The 20,482-nt window shown below is 54.2% G+C and carries 22 protein-coding genes and 1 pseudogene; 12 read left to right on the forward strand and 11 right to left on the reverse strand.

Annotated features, from left to right (window positions below; genetic code table 11):
- Positions 1-54: 54 nt before the first annotated feature.
- Both OC597_RS03500 and OC597_RS03505 read left to right on the forward strand, forming a co-directional pair.
- Positions 55-816 carry an arylamine N-acetyltransferase family protein gene (locus OC597_RS03500; RefSeq protein WP_262207459.1) on the forward strand — a complete coding sequence of 254 codons (762 nt, stop codon included), beginning with the start codon at positions 55-57 and terminating at the stop codon, positions 814-816.
- A gap of 58 nt (positions 817-874) precedes the next feature.
- The gene (locus OC597_RS03505; RefSeq protein ID WP_262207460.1) at positions 875-1,558 is read left to right on the forward strand and encodes a type 1 glutamine amidotransferase domain-containing protein; all 684 of its coding nucleotides are present in this window, start codon (positions 875-877) and stop codon (positions 1,556-1,558) included.
- Positions 1,559-1,591: 33 nt separating this feature from the next.
- On the opposite strand, the pseudogene OC597_RS03510 reads toward OC597_RS03505, so the two are convergent.
- Positions 1,592-2,053, reverse strand: a pseudogene (locus OC597_RS03510) (tRNA-dihydrouridine synthase); the annotation flags it as partial.
- A 191-nt stretch (positions 2,054-2,244) separates the two neighbouring features.
- Between OC597_RS03510 and OC597_RS03515 the strand changes: the two are divergent.
- The 3 genes from OC597_RS03515 to OC597_RS03525 are packed head-to-tail and all read left to right on the forward strand — an operon-like array spanning position 2,245 to position 4,338.
- A complete protein-coding gene (locus OC597_RS03515; protein ID WP_262207461.1) occupies positions 2,245-2,505 on the forward strand; it encodes a hypothetical protein in 261 nt (86 codons plus the stop codon).
- A 49-nt stretch (positions 2,506-2,554) separates the two neighbouring features.
- Positions 2,555-3,733 carry a dGTP triphosphohydrolase gene (dgt, locus tag OC597_RS03520; protein ID WP_262207549.1) on the forward strand — a complete coding sequence of 393 codons (1,179 nt, stop codon included), beginning with the start codon at positions 2,555-2,557 and terminating at the stop codon, positions 3,731-3,733.
- Positions 3,730-4,338, forward strand: coding sequence for a primase 1D-like protein (locus tag OC597_RS03525; protein WP_262207463.1), 609 nt, complete (start codon positions 3,730-3,732; stop codon positions 4,336-4,338). The genes dgt and OC597_RS03525 overlap by 4 nt, the downstream gene beginning before the upstream one ends.
- Before the next feature lie 36 nt (positions 4,339-4,374).
- On the opposite strand, the gene dusC is transcribed toward OC597_RS03525, so the two are convergent.
- The 4 genes from dusC to OC597_RS03545 form a co-directional block, all read right to left on the reverse strand.
- Positions 4,375-5,313, reverse strand: coding sequence for a tRNA dihydrouridine(16) synthase DusC (gene dusC / locus OC597_RS03530; protein WP_262207464.1), 939 nt, complete (start codon positions 5,311-5,313; stop codon positions 4,375-4,377).
- 81 nt (positions 5,314-5,394) lie between these two features.
- Positions 5,395-6,354: a D-2-hydroxyacid dehydrogenase family protein gene (locus OC597_RS03535; RefSeq protein WP_262207465.1), complete on the reverse strand. Its 960-nt coding sequence runs from the start codon at positions 6,352-6,354 to the stop codon at positions 5,395-5,397.
- 25 nt (positions 6,355-6,379) lie between these two features.
- Entirely contained in the window at positions 6,380-6,829 is a 450-nt protein-coding gene (locus OC597_RS03540) for a universal stress protein (protein WP_262207466.1), read from the reverse strand.
- Between the two features lie 12 nt (positions 6,830-6,841).
- Entirely contained in the window at positions 6,842-7,621 is a 780-nt protein-coding gene (locus OC597_RS03545; protein WP_261424680.1) for an IclR family transcriptional regulator, read from the reverse strand.
- Between the two features lie 159 nt (positions 7,622-7,780).
- Between OC597_RS03545 and OC597_RS03550 the strand changes: the two genes are divergently transcribed.
- Positions 7,781-9,388: an MFS transporter gene (locus OC597_RS03550; protein ID WP_262207467.1), complete on the forward strand. Its 1,608-nt coding sequence runs from the start codon at positions 7,781-7,783 to the stop codon at positions 9,386-9,388.
- Between the two features lie 2 nt (positions 9,389-9,390).
- On the forward strand, positions 9,391-10,419 hold the full coding sequence (locus OC597_RS03555; protein ID WP_262207468.1) for an HlyD family secretion protein: 1,029 nt from the start codon (positions 9,391-9,393) through the stop codon (positions 10,417-10,419).
- 61 nt (positions 10,420-10,480) lie between these two features.
- Here the strand turns inward: OC597_RS03555 and rhlE are convergent, their stop codons facing one another.
- Positions 10,481-11,857, reverse strand: a complete 1,377-nt coding sequence (gene rhlE, locus OC597_RS03560; RefSeq protein WP_262207470.1) for an ATP-dependent RNA helicase RhlE — start codon at positions 11,855-11,857, stop codon at positions 10,481-10,483.
- 302 nt (positions 11,858-12,159) lie between these two features.
- Here rhlE and OC597_RS03565 point away from each other — a divergent pair, with 302 nt between their 5' ends.
- Genes OC597_RS03565 through OC597_RS03585 form a run of 5 tightly spaced genes read left to right on the forward strand, consistent with a single transcriptional unit; the run spans position 12,160 to position 17,882 of the window.
- Positions 12,160-12,849 (forward strand): transcriptional regulator, encoded by a 690-nt coding sequence (locus OC597_RS03565; RefSeq protein ID WP_262207471.1) that lies wholly within the window; start codon positions 12,160-12,162, stop codon positions 12,847-12,849.
- Between the two features lie 18 nt (positions 12,850-12,867).
- Positions 12,868-13,854, forward strand: coding sequence for a secretion protein HlyD (hlyD, locus tag OC597_RS03570; protein ID WP_262207473.1), 987 nt, complete (start codon positions 12,868-12,870; stop codon positions 13,852-13,854).
- 10 nt (positions 13,855-13,864) lie between these two features.
- Positions 13,865-15,595 carry an ATP-binding cassette domain-containing protein gene (locus OC597_RS03575; protein WP_262207476.1) on the forward strand — a complete coding sequence of 577 codons (1,731 nt, stop codon included), beginning with the start codon at positions 13,865-13,867 and terminating at the stop codon, positions 15,593-15,595.
- Positions 15,592-16,764: an ABC transporter permease gene (locus OC597_RS03580; protein WP_261251860.1), complete on the forward strand. Its 1,173-nt coding sequence runs from the start codon at positions 15,592-15,594 to the stop codon at positions 16,762-16,764. Before OC597_RS03575 ends, OC597_RS03580 begins: the two co-directional genes overlap by 4 nt.
- A gap of 11 nt (positions 16,765-16,775) precedes the next feature.
- Positions 16,776-17,882 carry an ABC transporter permease gene (locus tag OC597_RS03585; RefSeq protein ID WP_261251859.1) on the forward strand — a complete coding sequence of 369 codons (1,107 nt, stop codon included), beginning with the start codon at positions 16,776-16,778 and terminating at the stop codon, positions 17,880-17,882.
- Positions 17,883-17,926: 44 nt separating this feature from the next.
- Here OC597_RS03585 and OC597_RS03590 read toward each other — a convergent pair whose 3' ends face one another.
- The 5 genes from OC597_RS03590 to moaB form a co-directional block, all read right to left on the reverse strand.
- Entirely contained in the window at positions 17,927-18,637 is a 711-nt protein-coding gene (locus OC597_RS03590; RefSeq protein ID WP_262207481.1) for a Bax inhibitor-1/YccA family protein, read from the reverse strand.
- Positions 18,638-18,765: 128 nt separating this feature from the next.
- The gene (gene moaE, locus OC597_RS03595) at positions 18,766-19,233 is read right to left on the reverse strand and encodes a molybdopterin synthase catalytic subunit MoaE (protein WP_170924993.1); all 468 of its coding nucleotides are present in this window, start codon (positions 19,231-19,233) and stop codon (positions 18,766-18,768) included.
- A 2-nt stretch (positions 19,234-19,235) separates the two neighbouring features.
- Positions 19,236-19,481 (reverse strand): molybdopterin synthase sulfur carrier subunit, encoded by a 246-nt coding sequence (gene moaD / locus OC597_RS03600; protein ID WP_261283903.1) that lies wholly within the window; start codon positions 19,479-19,481, stop codon positions 19,236-19,238.
- Entirely contained in the window at positions 19,478-19,957 is a 480-nt protein-coding gene (gene moaC, locus OC597_RS03605) for a cyclic pyranopterin monophosphate synthase MoaC (protein ID WP_261424687.1), read from the reverse strand. The genes moaD and moaC overlap by 4 nt, the downstream gene beginning before the upstream one ends.
- A gap of 5 nt (positions 19,958-19,962) precedes the next feature.
- Positions 19,963-20,475: a molybdenum cofactor biosynthesis protein B gene (gene moaB, locus OC597_RS03610; RefSeq protein ID WP_262207483.1), complete on the reverse strand. Its 513-nt coding sequence runs from the start codon at positions 20,473-20,475 to the stop codon at positions 19,963-19,965.
- Positions 20,476-20,482 lie beyond the last annotated feature (7 nt).

The following is a 20,482-nucleotide window of genomic DNA, read 5'->3' on the forward strand; positions in this document are numbered from 1 at the left end:
AACTTTGCCAAACCCAACTATTTTATGTTCAATTTTTCTGCTGTGAGACAAAACGTGGACAGACAACGCTACCTGCAACACATTGGATTCGCAGGCATCCCCAAACCCGACCTCCTGACGCTGCAACAGTTACACCGTGGCCATATGCTGAAGGTTCCCTTTGAGAACCTGAGCATTATTTATCACCAGGGTATCCATCTGGAGGAGGAAGCGCTGTTCAGTAAAATTGTCGAACATAACCGCGGCGGCTTTTGCTATGAGTTGAACCGGTTGTTTGCCCTGCTGTTGAAGGACATCGGCTTTAACGTGCATTTTATTTCCGGCGAGATCCGCGCCCGCGATGGCAGTTTCGGGCCGCCGTTCGACCATATGGCGCTGATGGTGGAGCTGGATCAACCCTATCTGGTGGACGTGGGGTTTGGTGATTCGTTCCTGACACCGCTAAAGGTCAGCACGGCCGAGCAACAGCCACAAAGCACCGGCACCTTCCACCTGGAACAGGAAGGCGAGATTTACTATCTGGAGCGCCGTAACGGCGATCAGCGTTCACACGCCAAAACGCTCTATCGCTTCAGCCTGCAAAAACGTCAGTTGGCCGAATTTTCCGCCATGTGCCACTACCACAGCACCTCACCGCTGTCGCATTTCACCCAGAAGCTGGTGTGTTCCCACGCCACGGAAAATGGCCGGGTAACCCTCAGCGAGAACAAGCTGATTATCACCGAAGATCATCACCGCCGGGAGTCAACGCTGCATTCGGAACAAGAACGCCGCGAAGCGTTGATGCACTACTTCCAGATCGTTCTGGACAACTGAACCTGTCAGATTGGCTATACTTTAGCCCGATGGAAGCAGTCAACCGAGAGGAAGCATGATGAAAAAGAAGATCCTGGTCGTACTTACCAGCATTGCCAAATACCCCAGTATCAATCGCGCCACCGGCCTATGGTTGGGGGAGGCGGTACACTTCGTGAAGAAAGTTGAAGCTGCCGGCTATCAGGTTGACTATGTCAGCCCGTCAGGCGGTTATACCCCGATCGATCCCCACAGCCTGGCCATGGCCGACGCCACCGACTGGGAGTGGTATCAGAACAAACCCTTTATGAACCGGCTGGGCGCCACACTGAAACCTTCACAGGTGAATGCCGCCGATTATGGCGTGATTTACTATGCCGGCGGCCACGGCGTGATCTGGGACTTTCTGGATAATCAGGCATTACAAACCCTCAGCCAGGCCATTTATGAAAGTGGTGGCGTGGTCTCTTCCGTGTGTCACGGGGCTATTGGGCTGCTGAATATCAAGCTGGCCAACGGCGACTACCTGATTAACGGCAAAAAGGTCACGGGTTTCAGTAATGAAGAGGAACAGCTGGCCGAATTGGATAAGTTGGTGCCCTATCTGACCGAAACCGAGCTGAAAAAACGCGGTGCCCTTTACCAAAAAGCGGCCGAACCCTGGGCCGCATTCGCATTGAGCGATCAACGGGTGGCCACCGGACAAAACCCGGAGTCGGGTGCTGCGGTGGCAGATGAAGTGCTTAAGCTGCTGGCAGGTTAACTCAACGGGGAGCATGGCTCCCCGGTTTATTCCTTAACGACAAATCACCCGGGCAATATCTTTCGAATTGTTCAGCGCGCGAATCTCACTGAACAGCTCGGTCGCTTCGTCATATTCTTTGCGCAAATAACCCAGCCACTGTTTAATCCGCGCCACATGGTACAGGCCGGTATCGCCCTGTTTCTCCAGATGGACGTATTTTTGCAGCAGCTGCACCACCTGTGGCCATGGCATGCGGGGTTCGTTGTACTTCACCACCCGGCTCAGGTTCGGTACGTTAAGCGCGCCACGCCCCAGCATCACTGCATCGCAGCCGGTGGTTTGCAAGCAGTCTTGCGCGCTCTGGTAGTCCCAGATTTCACCGTTGGCGATCACCGGAATGGTCAGCCGCTGACGGATTTCACCAATCGCCGCCCAGTTAATACGCTCCGCCTTGTAACCGTCCTCTTTGGTACGGCCGTGTACCGCCAATTCTGTAGCACCGGTCTGTTGCACCGTAATACATCACCTAGCCTCTTGGATCATCGACTATACCCCTTCAATAAATTGATATTTTTAACTATATAATTTATAAATTAAGACTGGGAATAATCATAAAATCACATATAATACATATAGTTTATTTTTCATTAAACAGTGACTTAAGTCTGGAATTTTAACCAAATACTAATATTAAGTAGGATGCTATGGATACGTGTAATTTAAAAAAAATGATTTCATCTGAAAAAGTAGATACTAGGACAAAATATGAGCTGGAAGATGCATTTCTTAGTGATAAAGGTAGGCTAATATATTCCGCTCCATTTAGACGCATGCAGCAAAAGGCTCAAGTATTCTCTCTCGAAAGTAACTCTGCAGTAAGAAGTCGTTTATCTCACTCATTAGAAGTAGCGCATATAGGTGCTTATATAACACATGCTATAACAAAAAAAAATAAAAAACTCTGAATACAAAGAAAATAAAAATAAAGAGTTCTGGGTTGATAATGAAAAATCCATAAACTCTATCGTTGAAACAACCTGTTTAATGCATGATATTGGCAACCCTCCTTTCGGCCACTTTGGCGAGTCTACAATATCCGAATGGTTCAAGAATGACGAGAATATTAAATTAATCTTACGAAAATCCAAATTAATAAAAGACGACTCAGTATTAGATGACAATTTAAAAGAACTTATTCAACTAAAAGACTTCACATCTTTTGATGGTAATCCTCAAGCAATACGAATTGCAACCAAACTACAGGGTGATGATGGAGTTACAGGATATAATTTCACATACACGCAAATTGCAGCATCGTTAAAATACACATATGGTGGTCGCGACTACAAAAAAATCGCTGACAACCATTTATCATCAAAAATTGGTTATTTCTCTACCGAAGAAGATATTGTAAAGGAAACTTGGGAAAAGCTATCAATTCCCATCAATGGCAGACATCCAATCACATTTATTATGGAGGCCGCCGATGATATATCTTATTGCACAAGCGATATAGATGATGGTATTGAAAAAGGTGTAATAACAGAGGATGATTTATATTCATTTATCAAAAAAAACATCCCTGAACATATATCGTCAATTGATGATGATGTAAATAGAATAATTGAATTATGCAATGGAATTAAAAAAAATGAAAAAATATCCTTATTCACTGAATTTAAAACAACTTTATCTAGAATGCTAGTAACTAAAGCTTCAACTGTTTTTTATAACGAATTTGACAGTATCATTAGCTCAGAAAAAAAAACACCATTACTTATTGAAGATAAAGAAAGCAAAGACATTCTACTAGTACTTTTACAATTAAAAGAATTTACGAAGGAGGCTATATTCTCAACTCCTGAAGTTGAAATGACTGAATTATCTGGCCACAGCATAATAACAGGAATATTAAACTGTTATGTTCCTTTACTGGAGTTAGAAAGCAACTCATTCTTAGACTTAATTAAAAAAAATAAAAACAAATCAATCAGCAAAGTCACATCTAGGCTTTTCAGAACATTACCTGATAAGTATTTGAAAGCATACCATGCTCAGCGAGTTAAAAATGAAGATGATATATATTTAGAATGGAATTTACGAGCTCATCTTATCATTGATTTCATTTCAGGAATGACAGATCAATACGCGCTCGAGTTATACCAATCACTAACTGGAATTAAGGTTAAATGATGCAGAATAATTATAGTAACAGTCCATTAAATGACCTTTTTGCTTTGGCCAATTTGGATCCAATTTTGAATGGTACAAACCAAGAAGTGGCGTTTTTTTTTAGCAAATATTCTGATGCTAGCGATAGTTATGGTAAAAGGACTGTCATTGAAATACATAAAAAAGATCTGACAGTAGATGTTATTAACAATAATATTAATGAGCTAAAGAGTGATGAGGAACTGTCAATACTATCATTAATTAAAGTTGGCCATTTCACCTATCATATTCCTATGATTGACTTTCTAGCAAAAAAAAGAACTGAATCGACAGTAAAGGCAATTAATGAAACATCTAAATTTTGGAATATTACATTTAACATTTACAATAGTGGGCGCTCTATACATGCCTATGGTACAAAATTACTTAGTCAAAATCAGTGGATTAATTTTATGGGCTATCTAATTTTACTCAACAAGAAATCAGGTGAGAAAGTCACTGATGTTCGCTGGATAGGACATCGATTGATGTCTGGATACTCATCTTTAAGAATCACAAATAACACAAACAAATACAAAGCAGTCCCTACTTATATTGGAAGTACAACAGGAGATATTTTATATTAATCCCTAACAAAAACATAAAACACCTTCCTATATTTTTTATAAAAAATAACGGCAGATCACCCGGGCAATATCGCCCGAGGTGGTCAGCGCGCGAATCTCACTGAACAGCTCGGTCGCTTCGTCATATTCTTTGCGCAAATAACCCAGCCACTGTTTAATCCGCGCCACATGGTACAGGCCGGTATCGCCCTGTTTCTCCAGATGGACGTATTTTTGCAGCAGCTGCACCACCTGTGGCCATGGCATGCGGGGTTCGTTGTACTTCACCACCCGGCTCAGGTTCGGTACGTTAAGCGCGCCACGCCCCAGCATCACCGCATCGCAGCCGGTGGTTTGCAGGCAGTCTTGTGCGCTCTGGTAGTCCCAGATTTCACCGTTGGCGATCACCGGGATGGTCAGACGCTGGCGGATCTCACCAATCGCCGCCCAGTTAATACGTTCCGCCTTGTAACCGTCTTCTTTGGTACGGCCGTGTACCGCCAATTCGGTAGCACCGGCCTGTTGCACCGCATCGGCAATTTCAAAACTGCGGCTGTCGCTATCCCAGCCCAGCCGTATTTTTACCGTCACCGGCAAATGGGCAGGCACCGCTGCACGCATGGCTTTGGCACCTTGGTAAATCAGCTCCGGATCTTTCAGCAACGTCGCCCCACCGCCGCTGCCATTGACCAACTTGGACGGGCAGCCACAGTTGAGATCGACACCGTAGGATCCCAGTTCAACCGCGCGGGCAGCGTTTTCCGCCAGCCACTGTGGGTACTGGCCCAGCAGTTGGATGCGCACCAGGGTGCCTGACGGCGTACGGCTGGCGTGATGCAGTTCGGGACACAAGCGGTAGAAGGATTTGGCAGGCAGCAGTTGGTCGACCACGCGCAGGAATTCGGTGATGCACAGGTCGTAGTCGTTCACTTCGGTGAGCAGCTCGCGCACCAAAGAATCGAGAACGCCCTCCATCGGAGCCAATAATACGCGCATGATTACCCCTGCTAAAAAAGACGCGCAATGATACGGGGGAATACCCGCAGCAGACAAGCGTCTCGGGGGAATAAAACCGCGCTACCCCAATCGGCGCAGGGGAACACCGGCGATAAAAGCCTCGATGTTTTCGATCGCTTCGAGGAAATAGATCTGATAGTTGCTGTCAGCCACATAGCCCAGATGTGGCGTGGCCAGCACGTTGGGCAGATGGCGGAAGATATCCTCGGCCGGCAGCGGCTCAATCTCAAACACGTCCAATCCGGCACCGGCAATCCACCCCTGCTGCAAAGCGTCAATCAAGGCGCTGCGATCGACAATCGCCGCACGCGAGGTATTGATCAGATAAGCGGTTTTCTTCATCGCCTGTAGCTCTGGCAGCCCCACCAGCCCACGGCTGCGCTCACTCAACACCAGATGAACGGAAACAAAGTCGCTCTGCTCAAACAGCGCCTGTTTTGACTCAGCTCGCGTCACACCCACCTCACCGGCCCTCTCCGCCGTCAGGTTCTGGCTCCAGGCCAACACTCGCATACCAAACGCCTGCGCCACCACTGCCATTTGACTGCCAATTTTGCCCAACCCCAGCAGGCCCAGCGTTTTCCCCTGCAGAGTCACGCCCAGCGTCTGTTGCCAGGGCCCGTTGTGTCGCAGGCCGTGATTCTCCGGCACCAGATGCTTGGCTAACCCGAGCAACAGCGCCCAGCTCAGTTCCATCGGCGCGGCAGAACCACTGGCGGTACCGCTGACAATAATTCCACGCAGGGCCGCCGCCGCCAGATCAATAGAGGCATTACGCATGCCTGAGGTGATCAACAGTTTCAATTTGGGCAAGCGGGCCAGCAGCGTCGCGGTCATCGGCGTACGTTCACGCATGGCGACCACAATGTCACAGTCTTGCAAATGTACCGCCAACTCCGCTTCATCGCTAAAATGTTGGCTAAAAGAGAACACTTCAACCCGATCGGCTATCACCGACCAGTCCGCCAGGGTCAGCGCGACTTGCTGATAATCATCAAGAATGGCACATTTTAGCTTCATTTCCGGCTCCGGAGATCAAGGGCAGTCAGTCGGCACGCACGTCAACCAGCACCGGGCAATCGGCATTTTCAATCACCAGGGCGCTGTGCGACCCATTCAACAAACGTCTAAAGGGAGAAAGGTGACGGCGCCCCATAATGATCATCGTCGCGTTCAGTGTTTTGGCCTGGGCGACGATAGTTTCTGCCGGCTCACCGGCCACCACTCGTCCACGCGCATTGACGCCGGCGTCCTGCAGCTTGACCAGCGCCTGTCGCACCACGGTGGCGGCGGCATTCTGTTCATCCTGCGCATAGCCGAAATCTGCCGGATCTTCACCCGCTTCAATTTCATACGGACCCGCCATGGAATAACTGAGGTCCACACAACACAGCACTACGACCGCGGCCTGCTGCGCCAACGCCTGTTCAGCAGCCAGTGAAATGACTTTGCGCGCATTGGCGGAGTTATCAATTGCGACCAACAGTGTTTTCATTGCCTTCTCCGGTTAATCTCGCGACGCCACCTTGCCAATCTCATCGATCAGCGCGTCTTTACACTTAAGGATCTCCTCGCGGAAGCGAGCTTCATTCTTGGCCAAACGGGTGCTGGGCACTAACAGACTGATGGAGAAGCGCCCCAGAATGGTGTCGATAGCCACCGCCATGGTAGAGACGCCTTCCAAGGTTTCTTCCCGATCGTAGGCCAGACCGGTACGACGTATTTCAGTGAGGTGTTCCAGCAAAGCAGGAAAATCTCGCACCGTCAGATCGGTCACCGCCCTATAGGCCTCACCCAGCAAATCCCGGGCCGCATCGTCGCTGTTCAACGCCAACAGCGCTCGTCCGCCGGAGGTACTGTACAGCGGCAGATTCATGCCGATGCGCGGCACCACTCGCAGCTCACGATCCGCCACAATGTAATGCACTACCGCCAGTTGCAAACCGCTGGCGCGTCCCAGAGAAACCGTCTCGCCGGTGGCGTCACATAAAGCCTGCAACCAAGGGGTCGCAATGGCCACCATTTCGGTATGCACGCTGGCAATCAGCCGCAGCAATGACGGCCCCAGACGCACACCACCGGCACCGCCCCGCACCAATTGCACAGAGTCCAGCGCGTTGACAATACGTTGCACGGTAGATCGCGGCAGATCGACCGCCAGCGCAATTTCGCCCAGGCTCATGCCATTCGGTTTTGCGCCCAGCGCATCGAGGATTTTCGCCGCGCGGGTGATGACCTGAATACCACCGGCCCTTTCATCATCACAATATGTTGAGGGTTCAGACATAGGGGTTCTTTTCCTTACTTTTGGCCACACTGTAACATTTTTTTCTGCCAGACGGCACGGTGTACCACATTGCAATACAGCGCATCACAATGTAGCATGCGTCACAATGTATCGCTATGCAATACAGTGCATCGCAAGTTTCGTTTCTGGAGTCACACTATGAATGCTCAGCCTGCGCCTGCTGTCGCCGCGCCGCATCCTTTCACTCTGCGTCTGGCTGTGGGGTTGGTGGGTGTGCTGATTGCCGCCCTGACCTCTGGACTCAATGATCGCATCAGCGATCTGGCGCTGGCGGATATCCGCGCGGCTATCGGTATCGGTTTCGACCAGGGGAGCTGGATCACCTCGGCCTATCAGGCGGCGGAAGTATCGGCCATGATGGTTGCTCCCTGGTTTGCCGTGACCTTTTCGCTACGCCGATTCGCCCTGGTGATGATCGGTGGTTTTGCCGCCGTCGGCCTACTCCAGCCTTTAACCGCTGATCCCACGCTGTTTATTGCGCTGCGGGTGGTGCAAGGCCTGTTTGGCGGGGCATTGCCGCCGTTGCTGATGACCGTGGCGCTGCGTTTTCTGCCCCCCACCATCAAACTTTACGGGCTGGCTGCCTATGCGCTCACCGCCACCTTTGGCCCCAATGTCGCGGCGCCGCTGGCGGCTCTGTGGACCGACAGTCTGGGTTGGCAGTTTGTCTTTTGGCAGGCGATCCCACTGTGTCTGATCGCTTTTTTATTGATCGGCTGGGGGCTGCCGCAGGATCCCTTGCGCCTGGAACGTTTCCACCAGATCGATCTGTTTGGCATGCTGACCGGGTGCAGCGGCATTGCGCTGTTGATCCTTTCGCTGACTCAGGGAGAGCGACTCGACTGGTTCAATTCGCCGCTGATTAGCCTGATGTTGCCGGTGTCCATCGCACTGCTGGTGACGTTTTTGATCAACGAATGGTTCCATCCGTTGCCACTGTTAAAACTGCAATTACTGCAGCGCATCAATCTTTCTTATAGCCTGCTGACGCTGGCCGGCGTGCTGTTGCTGGCGCTGTCGGGCTCAATGCTGCCGTCGTTCTACTTTTCTCAGGTGGAGGGGTTTCGCACCGTACAATTTGCACCGTTGGCGTTGGCCGTCGGTTTGCCGCAGTTGGTGATCGCCCCTTTAATCGCCACTCTGTTGAATCTGCGTTGGGTAGACTCCCGCTGGGTACTGACCTTCGGTGCCGCACTAATCGCCGGCTCTTGTCTGCTGGGTATGCAACTGACCGACGACTGGGCACGACAAAATTTCTGGCTGATCCAGAGCCTGCAGGCGTTTGGTCAACCGATGATGATTTTGCCGGTTTTACTGATGTCCACCAGCGTAATAATGGCACCGGAAGGTCCCTTCGCCTCGGCCATGTTTAACACCGTGCGCGGTTTTTCTGCCGTAGCGGCGGGCAGCCTGGTCGAGAATTTTATGAGCCACCGGGAGCAATTTCACTCTCATGTGCTGGTTGACAGGTTAGGCAATCGCCCATGGCTGATGACGGCAGAAAACTCAGAACATGCCAGCGGTAACATGCCGCTGTTGCCGGACGGCACGGCCAGTTCAGCGGAAAACCTCGGGCATTTTTCGACGCTGGTAAAACATCAGGCGGTAATCCTCAGCATCAGTGACGCCTATCTGCTGATTATTGGCTGCGCGCTGCTGTTGGTGTTGCTGACCGCCTGGTTGCCGAAGCGTACCTATCCGCCGCAAACGCTTTTACCTCTAGTTCCAAAAACATCAGGATCATAACCATGAGCTTCACACCTGCAAAACGAACCTTAACCCTGGCGTTGCTGCTGTTAATCCTGCTGGCTATCGCTTTCTTTGTCCGTTCCTCTCTCAATCGCCATCATTTTCGTACCGATGACGCGGTAGTCAGTGCCGATTACACGCTGGTGGCCCCCAAGATTTCCGGCTATATCCGCAGCGTCAACGTCAGTGATAATCAGCAGGTGAAAGCCGGCGAAGTGCTGGCGACCCTCGACGATCGGGACTATCGCGTGGCGCTGGAAACGGCACAGGCCAACCTGCAGATTAGCCAGGCCAAGCTGGCAAGCATTCAGGCGCAGCTGGATCAACAGCAGGCCAATATTGCCCAGCAGGAAGCCGGCGTCAGTGCCAGTCAGGCCACGTTGAACTATGCAGGGCAAAATGCCGACCGCTATCGCCGACTGCTCAAAACCGGCACCGCCACCGCCGATGAACAGCAAAAATCTGCTTCGGTGATGCAAACCGCCGCCGCGCAGCTAAAGCAAAATCAGGCGGCAGTGGTTTCTGCACGCAAGGAAGTTGGCGTGTTGCAGGCCAGCAGGAAACAGGCCGAAGCGAATATTGCAGCCTCACAGGCCAGCGTTGATCAGGCGCGTCTGAACCTTTCCTATACCCGGATTATCGCGCCCATTGCCGGCACTGTCGGTCAGCGTGCGGTGCGTCAGGGGGCCTGGGTCTCAGCCGGCACACGCCTGCTGGCGGTGGTACCGCTACAGCAAAGCTATGTGATCGCCAACTTCCTGGAAACCCAACTGGCCAACGTGTCTGCCGGCCAGCCGGTCTCGATCCGCGTGGATGCCCTGCCCGGCGTGACGCTACGCGGCCACGTTGACAGTATCGCCCCGGCTACCGGCTCGACCTTTGCCGCCATCAGCGCCGATAACGCCACCGGCAACTACACCAAAGTGGTGCAACGTCTGCCGGTGAAAATTCTGCTGGAGCCAAATCAGCCGGAGCTGGCACGACTGCGCGTCGGCATGTCGGTGGTGCCGGAACTTGAAATACGCTGATTTTTGCCTATAAAAAAGGCCACCTTAAAGGTGGCCTTTTAGCAGCAGACAACAGAGCAATTTACTCAGCCGGGCGGCTGCGCGGACGGCGCGAAGGCGCACCGGAACGCGGCTTGCCATCACCCTGCGGACGAGCACTGCTGCCACCGCGGTTTTCACGCTGACCGCCATTGCCGCCACCGTTGCCACTGCGCTGGCCGCCACCGTTACCGGAGCGTTGACCACCGCCGTTGCCGCGTGGCGCACCGCGACCACCGCCAGCCTGACGGCCGTTGATGATCGGCTCTGCCTTGATGCTTGGATCCGGCTCATAGCCTGGCAGGGCAATACGCGGGATTTCACGCTTCAGCAAGCGTTCGATATCACGCAGCAGTTTGTGTTCATCCACACACACCAGCGAGATCGCCTCGCCGGTACGCTCAGCACGGCCGGTACGGCCGATGCGGTGCACGTAGTCTTCCGGCACGTTTGGCAACTCGTAGTTCACCACGTGTGGCAGTTGGTCGATGTCCAGACCGCGTGCCGCGATGTCGGTAGCTACCAAGACGCGAATTTTGCCGTCTTTAAAGTCGGCCAATGCGCGGGTACGAGCGCCCTGGCTTTTATTGCCGTGGATCGCTGCGGCAGTGATGCCGTCTTTGTTCAGCTGTTCAGCCAGGTGGTTGGCGCCGTGCTTGGTGCGGTTAAACACCAATACTTGCTTCCAGTCACCTTCGCCGATCATCTGGGACAACAGTTCCCGCTTACGCTTCTTATCAACGAAGTGCACGCTTTGTTCGATCTGCTCGGACGCGGTATTACGGCGCGCCACTTCAACCGATGCCGGGTTGTGCAACAGTTTGTTGGCCAGCCCTTTGATGTCGTCGGAGAAGGTCGCAGAGAACAGCAGGTTCTGACGCTTGGCAGGCAGCTTGGCCAGCACGCGGCGGATATCATGGATAAAGCCCATATCCAGCATGCGGTCAGCTTCGTCCAGCACCAGAATTTCAATTTTGGACAGATCAACCGCGCGCTGGTGTTCCAGATCCAGCAGGCGACCCGGTGTTGCCACCAGTACGTCGACGCCGCCGCGCAGTTTCATCATCTGCGGGTTGATGCTCACGCCACCAAATACCACCAGCGAACGCAGGCGCAGGTATTTGCTGTAGGATTCGACGTTTTCGCCGATCTGCGCAGCCAGTTCACGGGTAGGCGTCAGGATCAACGCACGTACCGGACGGCGACCTTTGACCGCATGATCATGCTTACTCAGCAGCTGTAGCAGCGGCAGGGTAAAGCCAGCGGTTTTACCGGTACCGGTCTGGGCGCTGGCCATCAGGTCACGACCTTCCAATACGACAGGAATAGCCTGGCGCTGAATTGGCGTAGGTTCGCGATAGCCCTGTTCTTCAACAGCGCGCAGAATTTCAGCACTTAAGCCGAGGGTTTCAAATGACATAAAGAGAAAAACTCCAGATCCCCCCTAACCTAACAGTGTTCGGTGCAGTTTCCTGGGAGGATTATCAGACGGGACATTAAGCATGACCACGAGGGATTGGCACAAACTGCAGTGCACCAAGCGGGCGATTGTAGCAGAACTCGAGCAAGAAAAGGCAAATTAAGTGACTCAGAGCACAATATGCCGAGAATTCAGCCTAATCTGAAAAAATAGCCTTAAATAAATCGCGGTTACTGATTGCATTTCGTGCAATCTGGCATAAAGTTAATCATATGATTGATTAACTTTTGCGAGCGCCATCAATGCCAAATAATCAGACTGCCAGCCGGGCACGGGGTGAACAGGCACGTCAGCAGTTGATCGCCGCCGCCATCGAGATGTTCGGTGAATACGGCATTCAGGGCGCCACCACCCGCGATATCGCCCAGCGCGCCGGACACAATATCGCCGCCATCACCTACTACTTCAATTCCAAAGAAGGCCTTTATCTGGCCGTTGCACAGTGGATTGCCGATTTTATCCAGCAGGCTTTTCGCCCGCTGGCCGAAGAAATTGACCATTTCTGGCAACTGCCGGAAACCGAACGTCCGCCGGAGCGCTACCTCGAACACCTGAAACGCGGCCTGCTGGCGTTTAGCGACCTGATGACTCAACCGCAGACGCTGAACCTGAGCAAAATCATGTCGCGCGAGCAGCTCTCCCCTACTGATGCTTATCCGCTGATCCACCAGCAGGTGGTGGCGCCGCTGCATAACAAGCTTTGCCGCCTGCTGGCGGCCTACACCGGCATCGACCCGCAGTCGACCAAAATCGTGCTGCATACTCACGCGCTGATCGGCGAAGTGTTGTCGTTTCGCGTGGCGCGCGAAACCGTCCGCCGACAGGCTGGCTGGCAGCAGATCGGCACAGTCGAAGCGGAACAAATCAGCGAGGTGCTGGCTGAACACATCGAACTTCTGGTTAATGGGCTGCGCCAACGCTATGGCGCGTAAATTCAGGCAGGGAGAATTATGAATAAGAAACGCAGTGCCTTCATTGTGGTGGTTATTGTGCTGATCGCCGCGGCCGCGTACGGAGTTTGGTATTACCAGCAGCATCAGGACAAACCGCTGACGCTGTACGGTAACGTGGATATTCGTACGGTGAATTTAGGCTTCCGCGTCGATGGACGCCTGGCGTCGCTGACGGTGGATGAAGGCGATACCCTTCAGCCGGGGCAATTGCTCGGCAAACTGGACGACGCGCCCTACATCAACGCGCTACAGCAAGCGCAGGCTAACGTCGGCAGTGCCAAAGCCAAACTGGCTTTGCTGATGGCCGGTTACCGCGCCGAAGAGATTGCCCAGGTACGTTCGGAAATGGCACAGCGCCTGTCTGCCTTCAGCTATGCCGACAGCTTCCTGAAACGTCAGCAGGGACTGTGGGCGAAAAATGCCACCTCCGCCGACGCGCTGGAAGATGCCCGCACCTCACGCAATCAGGCGCAGGCCAACCTGCAGGCGTCGAAAGACAAACTGTCGCAGTACCTGAGCGGTAACCGTCCGCAGGAAATTGAAGAGGCCAAAGCCAACCTGGCACAAAGCGAGGCCGCGCTGGCGCAGGCACAGCTTAACCTGCATGACACCAGCCTGATTTCCCCGTCGGCCGGCACGGTGCTGACGCGCGCGGTCGAGCCGGGCACCATGCTCGGCGCCGGTGGCACGGTATTTACCCTGTCGTTGACCCGCCCGGTGTGGGTGCGCGCCTATGTCAATGAAACCAGCCTGGACAAAGCAACGCCGGGCACCGAACTGGAAATTTATACCGACGGCCGGCCAGACAAGCCCTATCACGGCAAAATTGGCTTTGTGTCGCCCACCGCTGAGTTCACACCGAAAAGCGTCGAAACCCCGGACCTACGTACCGATCTGGTGTACCGGCTGCGGGTGATCGTCACCGACGCCGATGACGCACTGCGCCAAGGGATGCCGGTCACCGTTCGCTTTGCCCAACCTTGAGGGGGCGGTGATGGAACAGGTTATTGAGCTGGATGCACTGGAAAAACGTTTCCCGTCATTGGAAAAACCGGCGGTTGCCAGCCTGACCACCCGGCTGACCAGCGGCGCCGTCACCGGGCTGGTGGGTCCGGACGGTGCCGGGAAAACCACCCTGCTGCGTATGCTGGCCGGGTTGTTGAAACCCAGTAGTGGCACGTTGCGCGTCGCCGGGTTGGATCCGATCGCCCAGGATCGTCAGTTGCACGCCATCCTCGGCTACATGCCGCAAAAGTTCGGCCTGTATGAAGATCTGACGGTGATGGAAAACCTGACGCTGTACGCCGATCTGCGCGGCGTCACCGGCGATCTCCGCAAGCAAACCTTCGATCGGCTGCTGACATTTACCGATCTCACTCGCTTTACCAGCCGGCTGGCGGGCAAACTTTCCGGCGGCATGAAACAGAAGCTCGGGCTGGCCTGTACGCTGGTCGGCCAACCGCAGGTGCTGTTGCTGGATGAACCGGGCGTCGGTGTCGATCCGATCTCACGCCGCGAACTGTGGCGCATGGTGCATGAACTGGCCAACGACGGCATGCTGATCCTGTGGAGCACCTCTTATCTGGACGAAGCCGAACAGTGCCGCGAAGTGCTGCTGCTCAATGAGGGCGAGTTGTTGTTCAGCGGTGCGCCAAAAGATCTTACCCAACGGATGGCCGGGCGCACGGTGCTGATCGCGCCACCGGCCGGTAGCCACCGCGCCCTGCTGCAACGGGCGATCTGCCTGCCGGCGGTCACCGACGGCGTGATCCAGGGCAAATATCTGCGACTGATCCTCAGGCAAGGCGAAGATCATCGGCAAGTACTCCAGGCATTGGATCTGCCGGATGCGGAACTGAGCGAAGCGGATCCTCGCTTTGAAGATGCGTTTATCGATCTGCTCGGCGGCGGGCCAAACAGCAAATCAGCGCTGGCAGAGATCATGCCGACCGTTCAGGGAGAAAGCACGGAAACGGTGATCGAAGCGCAAGGGCTGACCAAGAAATTCGGCGACTTTGCCGCCACCGATCACGTGGACTTCAAGGTACAGCGCGGTGAGATTTTCGGCCTGCTTGGCCCGAACGGTGCCGGTAAATCCACCACCTTTAAAATGATGTGCGGGTTGCTGGTGCCGACCGAAGGCAAGGCCCTGGTGCTGGGTATGGATCTGAAAACCAGCTCCGGCAAGGCGCGCCAGCATTTGGGGTATATGGCGCAGAAATTCTCGCTGTACGGCAACCTGACGGTGGCGCAAAACCTGAAGTTTTTCTCCGGTGTTTATGGCCTGAGCGGCAAGGCACAGCGCGATAAAATCAGTGAAATGTCCAGCGCCTTCAACTTTGGTCCGATCCTCAACCAGACGCCCGACTCCCTGCCGCTTGGCTTCAAACAGCGGCTGGCGCTGGCCTGTGCGCTCATGCACGAGCCGGATATTTTGTTTCTCGATGAACCGACCTCCGGCGTCGATCCACTGACCCGTCGTGAGTTCTGGCTGCATATCAATGGCATGGTGGACAAAGGCGTGACGGTGATGGTCACCACCCACTTTATGGATGAGGCCGAATACTGCGATCGCATCGGGCTGGTGTATCGCGGCAAGATCATCGCCGCCGGCACGCCGGACGATCTCAAACACCAGGTCGCCAGCAGCGATAATCCCAATCCCTCCATGGAACAGGCGTTTATCGAACTGGTGCAGGGTTATGATCAGGAGGAGCAGTCATGAGCCCAAAAATAGCCATAAGCGAAAAAAACGCCCCCCGTGACGACAGTGGTTTTTCCTGGCGGCGGTTGAGAGCGTTGTGCCTGAAAGAGACACGGCAAATCCTGCGCGACCCGAGCAGTGGGCTGATCGCCTTTGTCATTCCATTGATGCTGCTGTTTATCTTCGGCTACGGCATCAACCTGGACTCCAGCAAGCTGCGGCTGGGTATTCTAATGGAACAGCAGAGCGAAGAGGCTCGTGATTTGGCCAATGCCTTTGCCGGTTCGCCCTATATCGAGCCGACCATCAGCGACAACCGCCAGCAGTTGATCCAACTAATGCAGGCCGGGCGCATTCGTGGGCTGGTGGTGATCCCCAATGATTTTGCCCAACGCATGGCACGTCCGCACGACAGCGCACCAATACAAATTATTACCGACGGCAGCGAGCCGAACACCGCCAACTTTGTCCAGGGCTATACCCAGGGAGTGTGGCAAGTCTGGCAGCAACAGCGTGCTACCGATAATGGGCGTGAGGAAAAACCATTAATCGACGTGCAGATGCGCTATTGGTTTAACCCGGCGGCCATCAGCCGGCACTACATTATTCCCGGCGCCATTACCATTATCATGACGGTGATCGGCGCTATCCTCACCTCACTGGTGATCGCCCGCGAGTGGGAGCGCGGCACCATGGAGGCACTGCTTTCCACCCAGGTAACACGCACTGAGCTGCTGCTGTCGAAGCTGGTGCCCTACTATTTCCTTGGCATGATCGCCATGGTGCTGTGCATGGCAGTGTCGGTATGGGTGCTCGGCGTGCCCTATCGCGGCTCGCTGCTGATTTTATTCGTCATCAGCAGCCTGTTCCTTGCCAGTACGCTCGGCATGGGACTGCTGATTTCAACCATTACCCGTAATCAGTTCAACGCGGCCATGGTAGCGCTGAACGCGGCCTTTCTGCCTTCGATCATGCTGTCCGGCTTTATCTTCCAGATCGACAGCATGCCGGCCATCGTGCGTGCCGTGACCTACATCATACCGGCACGCTATTTCGTCAGCACGCTGCAAACGCTGTTCCTCGCGGGCAACGTCGGTACGGTGTTGATGATTAACCTGCTGTTCCTGATCGCTTCGGCGGTGGTGTTTATCGGCCTGACGGCCTGGAAAACCCAGCGGCGGCTGGATTAAGGGGAAAGAAAATGTTTCACCGTCTATGGACGTTAATCATAAAGGAAATGCAGTCGCTGCTGCGCGATCCGCAGACCCGCGCCATCCTGATTATGCCGGTTATCCTGCAGGTGCTGCTGTTCCCGTTCGCCGCCACGCTGGAGGTGACCAACGCCACCATCGCGGTCTACAGCGAAGACAGCGGTCATGCCTCGGTCGAGCTGACCCAACGCTTCGCCAAAGCCAAGGCCTTCTCGCATGTGTTGCTGTTGCGCAGCCCGCAGGAAATACAAACCACCATCGATAACCAAAAAGCATTGCTGCTGATCCGCTTCCCGGCCCAATTCTCGCGTGATATCGCCAACGGCAATACGGCCCCGCTGCAATTGTTGCTCGATGGGCGCAACTCCAACAGCGCGCAGATCGCCGCCAACTATGTTCAGCAAATTGTGCAGGAGTATCAGAATGAACTGATCGGCGGTCGCGCCAAGCCGAACAACAGCGAGCTGGTGGTACGCAACTGGTATAACCCGAATCTGGACTACAAATGGTTTGTAGTGCCTTCACTGATCGCCATGATCACCACCATTGGCGTGCTGATTGTCACTTCATTGTCGGTAGCGCGAGAACGCGAACAGGGCACGCTGGAACAGTTGCTGGTATCGCCGTTGACCACCTGGCAGATTTTTATCGGCAAAGCGGTACCGGCGCTGATCGTCGCCACCTTCCAGGCCAGCATCGTGTTGCTGATTGGCATCTTTATCTATCAGATCCCGTTCGCCGGTTCGTTGCTGCTGTTCTACGGCACCATGCTGGTTTACGGGTTGTCTTTGGTGGGGTTCGGTCTGCTGATCTCGTCGCTGTGCGCCACCCAGCAACAGGCGTTTATCGGCGTATTTGTGTTTATGATGCCGGCGATCCTGCTTTCCGGCTATGTCTCACCGGTGGAGAACATGCCGGTGTGGCTGCAAAACCTCACCTGGGCCAATCCCATCCGCCACTTTACCGACATTACCAAACAGATCTACCTGAAGGACGCCAGTTTCAGCATCATCTGGCACAGCCTGTGGCCGCTGCTGGCGATCACCGCCACCACCGGTAGCGCTGCCTATGCCATGTTCCGCCGCAAAATTGCATAAAAAAAGGGCTCAGCATGCTGAGCCCCTACAAGTCATATTGATTCTTATCTGCGGTTGCCGAAAATACGCAGTAACATCAGGAACAGGTTGATGAAATCAAGGTACAGCGTCAACGCGCCGACGATGGCGTACTTGCGGAAGCTGTCTTTATCATCGGCGTTCAACTGCTCGCCCATCGCTTTCAGTTTTTGGGTGTCATACGCCGTCAGGCCGACAAACACCACCACCCCGATATAGGTAATTGCCCACATCAGCGCAGTGCTTTTCAGCCAGATATTGACCAGCGAAGCCAGTACGATACCGATCAGCGCCATAAACAGCATGCTGCCGAAACCGCTCAGATCGCGCTTGGTGGTATAGCCGTACAGGCTCATCGCGCCGAACATACCGGCGCTAATAACAAAGGTGCTGGCAATGGAAGCGCCCGTATAGGCGATGAAAATACTGGAGAGCGTCAATCCGGTTAGCGCCGAATACAGCATAAACAGCGAGGTGGCTACCGTACCGTTCAGCCGGTTGACCATACCGGAAATCACGAACACCAGCCCTAACTGCACGATAATCAGGCCGAAGAAGGTGATTTGACTAGAAAAAATAATAGCCTGGATCGCCTCATTGTGTGCGGCATACCAGGCAACAAACGCGGTCAACAACAGACCACAGGTCATCCAGCCATATACCTGCGCCATATAAGCCTGAATGCCGCTGTTGGCACGTTCGACGATTGAACCATTAGAGCGTGGATATCGGTCCATGACGGTTACCTTTTACATGTGAGACAAGATTTAAATCCCATTGATGGGACTCAGCCTGCTATAAGCGTACCACAGAAAATCTAACCTGAAAGTTGCAAAGGTATTGATATATTTCTGCTGTTTACCGATTATTTAGCCGCTTTATGCCAGCGTTGCGCCGCCTGATGATCGCTGTCACGCGCATCGACCCAGCGGTCGCCCTGCCCAACCGCCTCGCGTTTCCAGAACGGGGCGCGGGTTTTAAGGTAGTCCATGATAAATTCGCTGGCCTCGAAGGCCATACTGCGGTGGGCGCTGGTCACGCCGACAAACACAATCTCATCACCAGGGAATAACTCACCCACGCGGTGGATCACCGTTGCACGCTGCAATGGCCAGCGGCTGCGTGCTTCATCCACGATCTCCGCCAGCGCTTTTTCGGTCATGCCTGGGTAGTGTTCCAGCGTTAACGCACTGACGTTATCACCCAGATTATGGTTACGCACCTTGCCGGTAAAGGTCACCACGGCGCCATCATCGTCGCACTGTGCCAGCCACTGGTATTCGTCACCGACGTTGAACGGCGCTTCACCCACGCGGATACGGGTATTTTCCACCATTAACCTCCGGTTACCGGTGGAAAGAAAGCGACTTCGTCACCGGCGCGCAACGGATGCTCAGCTGCCACCAGCGACTGGTTCACCGCAGTCAGCAGCTTGCCGGACTCCAGTGCCAACGCCCAGCGATCGCCGCGTGCGCACAATGCCTTACGCAGCGCCTCTACCGTTGGGAAGTCCGCCGGCATCGACAGATCACCGGTGCCGACCAGTTCACGTACCTGCGCAAAAAACAGAATATTAATCATAGCTCCACCTTAAAATCACCGGATTTACCGCCGCTTTTCGCCAGCAGCCGCACCGGGCCGATCACCATGTCTTTCTGTACCGCCTTGCACATGTCGTAAATGGTCAGGGCGGCCACCGAAGCGGCGGTCAAGGCTTCCATTTCGACGCCGGTCTTGCCGGTCAACCGGCAGCAGGTTTCAATCCGCACCCGGCTGTATTCCGGCTGCGCTTCCAACTGCACTTCAACCTTGCTCAGCATCAGCGGGTGGCACAGCGGGATCAGCTCCCAGGTGCGTTTCGCCGCCTGAATACCGGCAATGCGCGCCGTGGCAAACACATCACCCTTGTGGTGGCTGCCCTCGATAATCATCGCCAGCGTGGTCGGCAGCATCTCAACGAAGGCCTCGGCACGCGCCTCGCGTACCGTTTCTGCCTTGGCGGAAACGTCAACCATATGGGCTTCGCCCGCGGCATTAATGTGGGTTAGCTGCGTCATAGTTTTTATTTCTTCAGGTGTGGCAGAAAGTTACACGGGCGGTGGCGCGCGTCCAACTGCTCTTCAATAATGCGTTCCCAGCCGGTGCGACAGGCGCGGGTCGAGCCCGGCATGGCAAAAATCACCGTCTGGTTGGCCATACCGGCCAGTGCACGCGACTGGATAGTGGCGGTGCCAATCTCTTCATAGGACACCATGCGGAACAGTTCACCGAACCCTTCCACTTCACGATCGAACAGCGGCAGCAGCGCTTCCGGAGTGTTGTCCCTAGCGGTAAAGCCGGTGCCGCCGGTGATCAGCACGGCCTGAACCTGCTCATCAGCAATCCACGCGGAGACTCGCGCGCGGATTTGATAAATATCGTCTTTGACAATGGCGCGGTCCACCACCTGATGCCCGGCTTCAAGCGCGGCTTCCTGCAGATACTGGCCCGAGGTGTCTTCTGCTTCACCGCGACTGTCCGAAATGGTCAGAATGGCGATATGCGCCGGAATGAATTCGCTACTGGCATGACTCATTGCTTGC

Origin of the sequence: Serratia proteamaculans, from assembly GCF_946227095.1 — a bacterium.
Classification (GTDB): domain Bacteria; phylum Pseudomonadota; class Gammaproteobacteria; order Enterobacterales; family Enterobacteriaceae; genus Serratia; species Serratia proteamaculans_E.

Coding starts and splice junctions, on each gene's coding strand:
- OC597_RS03505 (WP_262207460.1), top strand. CDS start 875: ATGAAAAAGAAGATCCTGGTCGTACTTACCAGCATTGCCAAATACCCC.
- OC597_RS03515 (WP_262207461.1), top strand. CDS start 2,245: ATGGATACGTGTAATTTAAAAAAAATGATTTCATCTGAAAAAGTAGAT.
- OC597_RS03525 (WP_262207463.1), top strand. CDS start 3,730: ATGATGCAGAATAATTATAGTAACAGTCCATTAAATGACCTTTTTGCT.
- dusC (WP_262207464.1), bottom strand. CDS start 5,313: ATGCGCGTATTATTGGCTCCGATGGAGGGCGTTCTCGATTCTTTGGTG.
- OC597_RS03535 (WP_262207465.1), bottom strand. CDS start 6,354: ATGAAGCTAAAATGTGCCATTCTTGATGATTATCAGCAAGTCGCGCTG.
- OC597_RS03540 (WP_262207466.1), bottom strand. CDS start 6,829: ATGAAAACACTGTTGGTCGCAATTGATAACTCCGCCAATGCGCGCAAA.
- OC597_RS03545 (WP_261424680.1), bottom strand. CDS start 7,621: ATGTCTGAACCCTCAACATATTGTGATGATGAAAGGGCCGGTGGTATT.
- OC597_RS03550 (WP_262207467.1), top strand. CDS start 7,781: ATGAATGCTCAGCCTGCGCCTGCTGTCGCCGCGCCGCATCCTTTCACT.
- OC597_RS03555 (WP_262207468.1), top strand. CDS start 9,391: ATGAGCTTCACACCTGCAAAACGAACCTTAACCCTGGCGTTGCTGCTG.
- rhlE (WP_262207470.1), bottom strand. CDS start 11,857: ATGTCATTTGAAACCCTCGGCTTAAGTGCTGAAATTCTGCGCGCTGTT.
- OC597_RS03565 (WP_262207471.1), top strand. CDS start 12,160: ATGCCAAATAATCAGACTGCCAGCCGGGCACGGGGTGAACAGGCACGT.
- hlyD (WP_262207473.1), top strand. CDS start 12,868: ATGAATAAGAAACGCAGTGCCTTCATTGTGGTGGTTATTGTGCTGATC.
- OC597_RS03575 (WP_262207476.1), top strand. CDS start 13,865: ATGGAACAGGTTATTGAGCTGGATGCACTGGAAAAACGTTTCCCGTCA.
- OC597_RS03580 (WP_261251860.1), top strand. CDS start 15,592: ATGAGCCCAAAAATAGCCATAAGCGAAAAAAACGCCCCCCGTGACGAC.
- OC597_RS03585 (WP_261251859.1), top strand. CDS start 16,776: ATGTTTCACCGTCTATGGACGTTAATCATAAAGGAAATGCAGTCGCTG.
- OC597_RS03590 (WP_262207481.1), bottom strand. CDS start 18,637: ATGGACCGATATCCACGCTCTAATGGTTCAATCGTCGAACGTGCCAAC.
- moaD (WP_261283903.1), bottom strand. CDS start 19,481: ATGATTAATATTCTGTTTTTTGCGCAGGTACGTGAACTGGTCGGCACC.
- moaC (WP_261424687.1), bottom strand. CDS start 19,957: ATGACGCAGCTAACCCACATTAATGCCGCGGGCGAAGCCCATATGGTT.
- moaB (WP_262207483.1), bottom strand. CDS start 20,475: ATGAGTCATGCCAGTAGCGAATTCATTCCGGCGCATATCGCCATTCTG.